Genomic DNA, 8,322 nt, shown 5'->3' on the forward strand with positions numbered 1-8,322 from the left:
CTCGCGGGCTTGCCTGCTCATCGGTGCCGGGTGAAGCGGTACAACCATAGTACTCCAGCTGAAGTGGTATCCGTCCGGGACCGGGATCGGCGCGTTCCGCGACATTGGTCACGGTCCAGTGTGGACGCCCGGGAGGTCCGCGTGGCGGAAAAGGAGTGCAGGAATTCGCTCGGCGCGACAGCCGATACGGCATTCGGGTAATATGCCGCCGGATGGGGGAGGGCAATGCTCCGGGAACTGACCGGTACCCGGGTTGTTCCTGAATGACGACGAGAGAGAACAAACGATGGCGCAGAAGGTGCTTGTCCAGCTTACGGACGACATCGACGGTAGCGAAGCACAGCAGACGGTGCCGTTCGGTTTGGACGGTGTGAGCTACGAGATCGACCTTTCCGACGAGAACGCGGACGATCTGCGGGACGCGTTGGCGCAGTACGTGTCCGCGGCCCGGCGGGTGGGCGGCCGCAAGGTGCGGCTGGCCGCCGGTCAGTCCGCCAGTGCCGCGGCCCCCTCGGCCCCGGTGGACCGCGAGCGCTCTCGCGCCATCCGGGCCTGGGCGGTGGAGAACGGCTACGCGGTGTCGGACCGCGGCCGGATCCCGACGGAGGTCGTGGAGGCGTTCGAGCAGGCCGAGTCCGCTCCGCAGGAGGCCGAGGCCCCGCGGAAGCGCAAGTCCCGGAAGAAGAGCGCGGCCTGAGGAACAGGGACCGGTTCCGGCGGTGCGGGCCGCCGGAACCGGTTCCTGCCGCCCGGCGGCGAGTTCAGTCCCAGCGTCCGGCGAGCACGCGGGCGACCACCGTGCTGAGGACCCGGACGCCTTGGCGTGAACCGGGATCCAGCCCGACGAGCTCGCGGACCCGGTGGAAGCGGTAGTCCAGGGTTCTCGGATGGATCCGCAACGCCCCCGCGGTGTTCATCCGGTTCATGTCGTGCCGGTAGTAGGCGTCCAGCGTGGTCACCAGGTCGGGGCCGCCCTCCAGCCGCCGCGCGAATCCCCGCAGCCAGTCGTCGACCAGCGGCACCTGCGCGACGCCGAGTTCGACGAAGACGTCGGCCAGGGAACACAGGTGCTGTGGCGTGGTCTCGAGCGGCGCCACCCGGCTGATCCGGCGTGCCAGCGCGACCGAGTCGCCCAGCGCCCGGATCCGTCCCACGGCCGCGCCGGTCGCGCACGGTCGTCCGATCATCCGCGCGAACTCGCCGACGAGGCCGATCGCGCGTTCCTCGGCCGTTTCGGCGTTGTCGCCGGGGATCAGGGCCACCAGTTCCTCGGGCACCCGCCAGGTCATCGGTACCCGGCAGTGCTTCAGCAACGCGCCGACGACCTCGTCCCGCCGCTGGGCGGCCGGTAGCGGCGTACCGGAAACGCGCACGATCGTGATCACGTATTTCCCGGCCGTTCCCATGCCGAGGCTTTCGATGAGGCCGGGTGCCACGAATTCGTCCCCGAGCAGCGTTCCCGCAAGATCCTGAACACGGTCGACGAAGGGGATCACCCGTTGCTGCCCGTTCAGGAAACCCTGGGTGTAGGCGCTTTTCGCGGCCAGGCCGTTGGCGGGCAGCCAGCCGATCATTTCCGTCACGTGCTCCGTCTGGCGCAAACCGGCGGCTTCGTGAATCTCTCGCAAGGTGAGGACGTCGTGCAGATCCAGCACACGCTTGCCGGAGATCAGCGAAACACCCTGCGCGCCGCGTAATTCACCGAATGTGCTCAGCAGGGCCAGATCTTTGTCGGTGAAGGGCGCGCCGTCGGCCGCGAGTTCGGCTTCCCGGCGTCTGAGCAGTACCGCGAAGTCCAGCATCGACGTCCGGACGTGCCTGTCCTCCGCCACCGAGCGGTAATCGGGAAGCTCGCTGGTGTAGACGTCGACGGCTCGTTGCGCGTTGTCGTCCACCCGATCCAGCAACAGTTTGAAAAGACCTTCCATCCCATTCCCCTAGCTCTGCACGGCCGGTGACGGCTGCCGCACGAAGCTACCCGAACTGGCTTAACCAGTGCTGAATCAGGGGAAGTGGTGAATCGATCTTGGTCCCGGCCCGGAGTTTTGCGCGGAATCACGTATATTTCCGCGCCGGTCACTTGGAACGATATCGCCTCGGAAGGAAAGCCTTTTCCGGAACATTTTCAGGAGGATCAATCATGCGTCGACCACTCATCGGGGCCGGATCACTGGTCTCGAAGGCGATGAAACCGGTGCTTATGCTGGCCTTCGCGTTCGCGGCGCTCTTCGTCGCGCCCGCCGTGGCCTCCGCCGCGCCCGCCGGCGCCGCGCAGACCGTGAGCGAGCGGATCGCGAGCCCGCAGGGCAGCAACGCCACGGACAGCCTCAACGCCGTCTACACCTGTAACTACTTCAGCCGGGCACCGTTCCAGGTCGTCGACTTCGCCTGCCGGGTGACTTCCGGCGCCATCCAGGTGTACATCGATTGCACGGACGGCAGGCGAGTCCTGAGCAACGCCCTCCCGGCGGTGGGTACCTACAACGTCCGGCTCGTCTGCGCGGGAGGTTCCCGCCTGACCAGTCTCGGTGCCCTGAACCTCGCCTAGCGGCCTGAAAACATGCCGGGGCGGCCGGTGCCCGAGCCCCCGCCTGTCGTCCCGGTGCCCAGCGGAACCGCGGTCCACCACCGGTGGCGGACCGCGGTTCCTTCGTGCGGGGCCCTGGCCCGGCCGTGCCGCGGGCTCAGCGGAACAGCACGTCCGAGCAGGAATAGAAGGCCTCGCCCGAGTCCGGCCAGTGCCGCTGCCAGATCGAGTAGATCAGGTGACGGCCGGTGCGCCCGCCCGGCAGGTTCGCGCGGAGCTGATAGGCGTTTCCGGCGATGGGCGGGTTGTCCTGCTGGTAGAACGGCTTGTCCTCGAGATCGGACCACTTCAGCGGTTTGGTCGGGTCGTAGCTGGGCTTCGTGACGTACAGCTCGAAGGTGCCTTCGTGGGGCGCGGTCAGCTGGTACTGGAAGGTGTACGGGCCGCTGCTCGGCAGCGTCGTCGCCGGCCAGTCGGCCCGTGCCAGATCCAGTCCCTTGTACTTGTCCCGGCCCGCGCTGCACAGCTTGCCGTCCGGGATGATCTCGCGGCTGTGCCCGCTGGCGTCGCCGATGTTGACCTCGTCCCAGTCGTAGATCGGCCAGCTGTCGCCGACCGCGATGGCCGCCTTGCACGCGGCGGACTGGGGATTCTCCGGACCTTCCTGGAAGCACTGGAAGATCCGGCTGATCGGCTTGCCCATCGAGCCGTGGGCGAGGGCGGGAGTGGCGGTGAACACCGAGGCCGTCCCGAACACGAGGGTCAGTACCGCCAGTTTCACGGCGGTGCGGCAATTTTTCATCGCAGGGTTCCTCTCATGAGAGGTCTAGACCACACCACGGTAGTGGTCCGGACGTGCCTGCCTGTAGGCCCGAAAGTCGTGCCGTCACCGGGGAGCACCGGGAGGCGGGGTACGGAAGGGCGCGGTCAGGTCGTCGATCGTGTAGGGCTTGCCGTTCTTCACCACCGTCCGGACGTCGATGAGCCGGTTCACGTCCCGGGAGGCGTCGCCGTCGGTGATCACGAGATCGGCGAGCTTGCCCTCCTCGACGCTGCCCAGATCGCGTTCGACCCCGAGCTGCCTGGCCGACAGCAGAGTGGTGCTCTGCAGCACCTGGAACGGATCGACGCCGTACTTGGCCATCGCCCGCACGTTCAGGTGCAGGCTCACGGCCGTGGTGTCCAGCGGCGCGTCGGTACCGGTGAGCACGGTGCCGCCCGCCGCGAGCAGGCGCTTGATCAGGTCGACCTCCTTGCGGGTCCGCGCGGCGTCGGCGTCGAGGAAGCCGCACGGTCCCTTGCCCTGTGCGCACAGCAGCTTCGCGTGCAGGATCTCCTGCTGCGAGCGGGTGTAGAGCGCACTCAGCCGGCGGTCGGTGACCATGCCGGGGTCGTCGGCGAGCAGCGAGCTGGAGCTGAACAGCGTGGTACTGAACGGCATCCCGCCGCGCGCGGCCAGCTGGATGACGTCCTCGTACGCCCCGCCCTGCGAACCTTCGTGCGAGAAACCGAATCCCCAGCGCGACGGCCCCGCGAGGTGCTCCTTCATGTCGACGCCGTGGGCGATGGCGGGGTAGAGGTAGTGCGACGTGGTGGGGATGCCGATCTCGTGTGCCTGCTCGGTGACCTCGGCCTGCCAGTCGTTCCGGAAGCGCTGGTAGGTCTTCACCAGGTCGTAGCCGAGGGAACGGACGCGGGACATCTCCAGCGCGAGCTGCCGCTCGTCGCGGACCGGCCTGGCGAACTCCCAGCTGACGCGCGATCCCTCCAGCATTTCGCCGGTCATGAAGAACCGCGGCCCGATCCGGTCGCCGGAGGCGAGTGCCTCGCGGTCCTCCAGCGCCCGGTAGGCGGGGTCGCCGGTGGAGCGGGTGGTCGTGATCCCGTAGGACAGCAGCAGCCTGCCTTGCCTGTCGCCGAAGAACCTCGACCGCATCTCCTGGTGGTTGTGCATGTCCACGAGCCCGGGGGTGACCGTCTGGTCGCTCGCGTCGATGAACTGCCAGCCGGCGCGCTGCCGGTCCTCCCGGTGCGGTTCGATCCGCCTGATGCGGTTGCCCACCACGATGATGTCGACGTCGGTGCGGGGTTCGCGATGGCGGCCGTCCCACAGCCGCCCGGCGTGGATCACCAGGCCGGAGTCCGGCTTGTCCTGGGTGAAGGTGAGATCGAGCGGGATGTCCCTGGTCTGCTCTCCGTCCACTGTGGTCAGCCGGAGCGTGCCGTTGTGCAGATACAGCACCGTCTTCGAGTCACCGCTCCAACTCGGCGCGTCACTGGCCTCGTCGGTGATGCGCCGCGCCTGCCCGGCCGGGGTGCCCGTGGCGTCGACCGGCAGCAGGTGGATCGCGCTGTCCTGGGAGAACGCGAGCCAGTGCCCGTCCGGCGACCACAGCGGGCCGTCGTCGCCGCGGGTGGACACCGAGCCGTACGGCGAGGGCTCGATCGTCCTCGTCGTGCCCGCGGCCACGTCCACGAGCAGGATCTGGTTGCGCTGACCGGCGGACACGGTCAGCGTGAGGAACCGGCCGTCCGGCGACCAACTGGGCCTGCCGGGCGTGTTCAGCGGCCCCAGCACCTTGGTCACCGCGCCGCTCGTCAGGTCCACTGTGGACAACAGGCCGTCCTGATCCTCGAAGGCCAGCTTCTTCCCGTCGGGGGACCAGGCGGGGGAAACCTCGGCGCCGGGCAGCGAGGTGACCCGCTTTTCGCCGCCCCCTGCCACGTCCAGCACGTACAGGTCTTCGGTGCCCGCTTTGTCGGAGGCGTACGCGATGCGCCCGCCGTCGGGCGACCAGACCGGATCCCATTCGGAGAACTGGTCGTGGGTCAGCCGCCGTGGCTTGCCGTCGACCGGCAACAGCCACAGGTCGTTGAGCGCCTTGAAAGCCACCGACCGCCCGTCCGGGGACAGCGCCGGCCCGGCGATGCCGCGCACCGGCTGCGGCTGCCGCGTGTCGAAGTCGTGGTTCTTCCGTGCGTACTGATCCCGGCTGACGGTGAAGGTGGCCGAGAACGGCACGGCCCGGCCGGCGCCGGTCGCGGTGTCGGAGACGGCGATCTTGCCGTTGGCGCCGTAGACCAACTCGTGCCCGGAAAGCCAGCGCGCGGGGAACGGGAACACGTCGGTGTAGGTGCCCACCTGGCGCACGGTGCCGGACTCGGAGACCATGAGCGTCCTGCCCTCCTTGCCGCTGCGGAGGAAGGCGAGCGCGCGTCCGTCCGGAGACCAGGACGGTGCCCCGAGGAACGATCTGCCCGGCGGGACCACGGAGCGCACGGCGCCGGTGTCCACGTCGACGCTCTCGATGCCGGTGCCCTGGACGTAGGCGATGCTCTTGCCGTCCGGAGCCCAGGTCGGCTGGGACTTCTGCGTCGCGCCCTTGGTGACCTTCCGGGTTTCGCCGGTGCGTACGTCGACGGTCCAGATGTCGGCGGCGCCCGCCCGGTCGGAGCTGAACGCGATCTTCGTGCCGTCGGGGGACCACGCGGGCTGGAGGTCGTCGTGCTCGCCGTGCGTGAGCTGCCGCGACGTCCGGCCGTCCGGGCTGATCACGGTGATGTGGAACATGCCGTCGGCGTAGGACTGGAGGGCGATTTCCTTGCCGTCGGGGGAGAAAACCGGCCAGAACGGGTCGAGCAGGTCGTCGCCGACCGGGGTCGCGGTGCCGCCGTCGCGCGGCAGCGAGAACAATTGCCCCTGGAGGTCGAACACGAGGGTGCCGTCCCGGGGCGACGCGGTCACGGCGAGGTTGGTGCCTTCGGTGACGGTGATCGTCTTCTCGGTGGCTGAGGCCGAACCGGCCGCGGTGATCGGCGAGACGGCCAGGACGCACACCAGTGCGGCGCGGGTGCGGCGCCGGTGTGTCGGGGTTCTCATCGGAAGCTCCTCGGTGGTGGGCCGGGCGTCAGAGCCCGAACGCGAGCAGGACGTTTCCGTGGTCACTCGGGTAGACGGGCGAGTAGCCCGCCTGGACGTAGAGCGTGCCGTGGCTGACCACCGCGCCGCCGTTGCCGGAGATCGCGCTGCCGTGCCCGGTCACGCCGTTGACACCGGCGAAGTCGCGGATGGTGTCGAAGGTCCACAGCACCGCACCGGTCCGTGAGTCGTAGACGCGCATCTTGCCGTCGCCGCTGCCCTCGTACACCAGCCCGGGACTGCTCGTCACCGCCGGGGTGTGCGCCCGTTTGCACACCTTGGGGAACTGGGCGGCGCCGCCGGTGGTGCAGCCGTCGGCGGGACTCGGGGTCTGCCACACGATGTCGCCGTCTTCGGGATCGAGCGCGAACAGGGTGCCCGGATTGGCCCAGTTCGTTGCCACGTAAAGATTGCGGCCGTCGAAGCTGGTACCCCACTGGATCCCGGACAGGCCGCCGCCCGGCATCGGTTCGGACAGCTGGCGCCGCCACGAAACCTCGCCGGTCCGCGCGTCGAACACGTGGAAGACACCGCTCTTCTGGCCGACGCCGACCATCGTGCGCCCGCCGGAGGAGAACAGTGTCGGCGTCGCGCCGATGTCGTAGTCCAGCGCGGTGCCGTCCTTCTGGCCGGGGCAGTACCCCTCGTTGTCGGGCTTGCCGCACAGCAGCCGCCACGTGTCGGCCTTGGTCACCTGCTGCTTCCAGCGCACCGCGCCGGTGCGCGCGTCGAGCGCCAGCAGGGTGTCGAAGTCCCCGGTGGTGCCGGAGTAGAGCTGGCCGGTGCCGACGTACAGCGTGCCGGTGCGCTCGTCGACTACCGGCGAGCTCCACACCCCGGCGCCGGACGGCTCGTACCGGGTCGCCCCGCTGGGCCACGTGCCGGCGGCCTTCGGTTCGGGGACCGTGTAGTAACGCCAGGTCAGGTCGCCGGTCTCGGCGTCGAACGCATCGACGTGGCCGCGGAACGTGCAGCACGGGTACTTGAGGTCGGTGTCGAGCATTTCGGCGCTGGACGAGCCGATGTAGACGTGCCCGTCGTGATAGAGCGGCGAGCTGGTGTGCATCCCGGCGGGATGGGGCTCGGTCTGCTTGGCCCACAACAGCCGCCCGGTCCGTTGTTCCAGTGCGTACAGGTAACCGCGGCTGTCGCCGAAGAACACCTTGCCCCGCGCCACGGACGGCCCGTCGATGACGACGCCGCCCTTGACCACCGTGCCGAGATCGAAGGTCCAGCGGGTGGCGCCGGTTTCGGCGTCGACCGCGTAGAACTTGCCGTCCGGACTGCCGAAGTAGACGCCGTCGCCGACCACCGCGGGCTGGCTCTTGGCGGGGAAGAACGTTTTCGGATAGGCGAAGGCCCATTTGAGGCCGAGCCTGCCCGCGGTGCGCGGGGTGATGTGGTGTTCGGCCGCGTTGAACCGCGATCCCGAGGGGTCGCCCTGCCAGGTGGGCCAGTCGCCGAACCGGTGGCCGGACGATTCCGCGGCGGCTCCGGTCGTGCCGCCGAGGACCAGCAGCACGGCGCCGAACAGGGCCGTGCAGCGGTTTTTTGCGCGAGACACAAGCATTTCCACCCCTCATGAGTCGAAGGTGCCGAATGCGGGGATGGCTTTTCGTGCAGCCAGTCATTCATCGTACGTGCTGGTCACGGTGCCGCTTGTGCTCCGATTCGACCAATCACGAAACGATTTAATCGGCTGTGTCCCATGATGGGCGGGAAAAACACCTTGACATGCCTTGGGAAAGCGCGAAGCGGGATAACGGTGACATTAAGGCGCTCTCGACGTTTTGGCGTCGTCAAGCGCCGGGGCGCCGTCTCCTGCCGCTCGAAAGTCCGTCGGGGCCTCCTTGAGGGACTCAGAGTCCCTCAAGGA

Annotated in this window: 6 protein-coding genes; 2 read left to right on the forward strand and 4 right to left on the reverse strand. The window is 68.6% G+C overall.

Annotated elements, in window-relative coordinates; all coding sequences use genetic code 11:
• The first annotated feature begins 286 nt into the window (after positions 1-286).
• A complete protein-coding gene (locus ACFWX1_RS25725) occupies positions 287-697 on the forward strand; it encodes an Lsr2 family protein (RefSeq protein ID WP_378391403.1) in 411 nt (136 codons plus the stop codon).
• A gap of 64 nt (positions 698-761) precedes the next feature.
• Here the strand turns inward: ACFWX1_RS25725 and ACFWX1_RS25730 are convergent, their stop codons facing one another.
• On the reverse strand, positions 762-1,928 hold the full coding sequence (locus tag ACFWX1_RS25730) for a PucR family transcriptional regulator (protein ID WP_378391405.1): 1,167 nt from the start codon (positions 1,926-1,928) through the stop codon (positions 762-764).
• Positions 1,929-2,140: 212 nt separating this feature from the next.
• Here ACFWX1_RS25730 and ACFWX1_RS25735 point away from each other — a divergent pair, with 212 nt between their 5' ends.
• A complete protein-coding gene (locus tag ACFWX1_RS25735) occupies positions 2,141-2,548 on the forward strand; it encodes a hypothetical protein (RefSeq protein ID WP_378391407.1) in 408 nt (135 codons plus the stop codon).
• Positions 2,549-2,684: 136 nt separating this feature from the next.
• Here the strand turns inward: ACFWX1_RS25735 and ACFWX1_RS25740 are convergent, their stop codons facing one another.
• The 3 genes from ACFWX1_RS25740 to ACFWX1_RS25750 all read right to left on the reverse strand — a co-directional run bounded on the left by ACFWX1_RS25740 (position 2,685) and on the right by ACFWX1_RS25750 (position 8,016).
• Complete coding sequence (locus ACFWX1_RS25740) at positions 2,685-3,329, reverse strand: lytic polysaccharide monooxygenase (protein WP_378391409.1); 645 nt, start codon at positions 3,327-3,329, stop codon at positions 2,685-2,687.
• An 84-nt stretch (positions 3,330-3,413) separates the two neighbouring features.
• On the reverse strand, positions 3,414-6,407 hold the full coding sequence (locus ACFWX1_RS25745) for an amidohydrolase family protein (RefSeq protein WP_378391411.1): 2,994 nt from the start codon (positions 6,405-6,407) through the stop codon (positions 3,414-3,416).
• A 28-nt stretch (positions 6,408-6,435) separates the two neighbouring features.
• Positions 6,436-8,016: a PQQ-binding-like beta-propeller repeat protein gene (locus ACFWX1_RS25750; RefSeq protein WP_378391413.1), complete on the reverse strand. Its 1,581-nt coding sequence runs from the start codon at positions 8,014-8,016 to the stop codon at positions 6,436-6,438.
• Between the last annotated feature and the right edge of the window lie 306 nt (positions 8,017-8,322).

Source organism: Amycolatopsis sp. NPDC059021, from assembly GCF_042739895.1.
Classification (GTDB): domain Bacteria; phylum Actinomycetota; class Actinomycetes; order Mycobacteriales; family Pseudonocardiaceae; genus Amycolatopsis.

Bases quoted from the DNA above. Each gene is read 5' to 3' on its own strand.
- ACFWX1_RS25730 (WP_378391405.1), bottom strand. From the start codon at position 1,928: ATGGAAGGTCTTTTCAAACTGTTGCTGGATCGGGTGGACGACAACGCG.
- ACFWX1_RS25750 (WP_378391413.1), bottom strand. From the start codon at position 8,016: ATGCTTGTGTCTCGCGCAAAAAACCGCTGCACGGCCCTGTTCGGCGCC.
- ACFWX1_RS25735 (WP_378391407.1), top strand. From the start codon at position 2,141: ATGCGTCGACCACTCATCGGGGCCGGATCACTGGTCTCGAAGGCGATG.
- ACFWX1_RS25745 (WP_378391411.1), bottom strand. From the start codon at position 6,407: ATGAGAACCCCGACACACCGGCGCCGCACCCGCGCCGCACTGGTGTGC.
- ACFWX1_RS25740 (WP_378391409.1), bottom strand. From the start codon at position 3,329: ATGAAAAATTGCCGCACCGCCGTGAAACTGGCGGTACTGACCCTCGTG.
- ACFWX1_RS25725 (WP_378391403.1), top strand. From the start codon at position 287: ATGGCGCAGAAGGTGCTTGTCCAGCTTACGGACGACATCGACGGTAGC.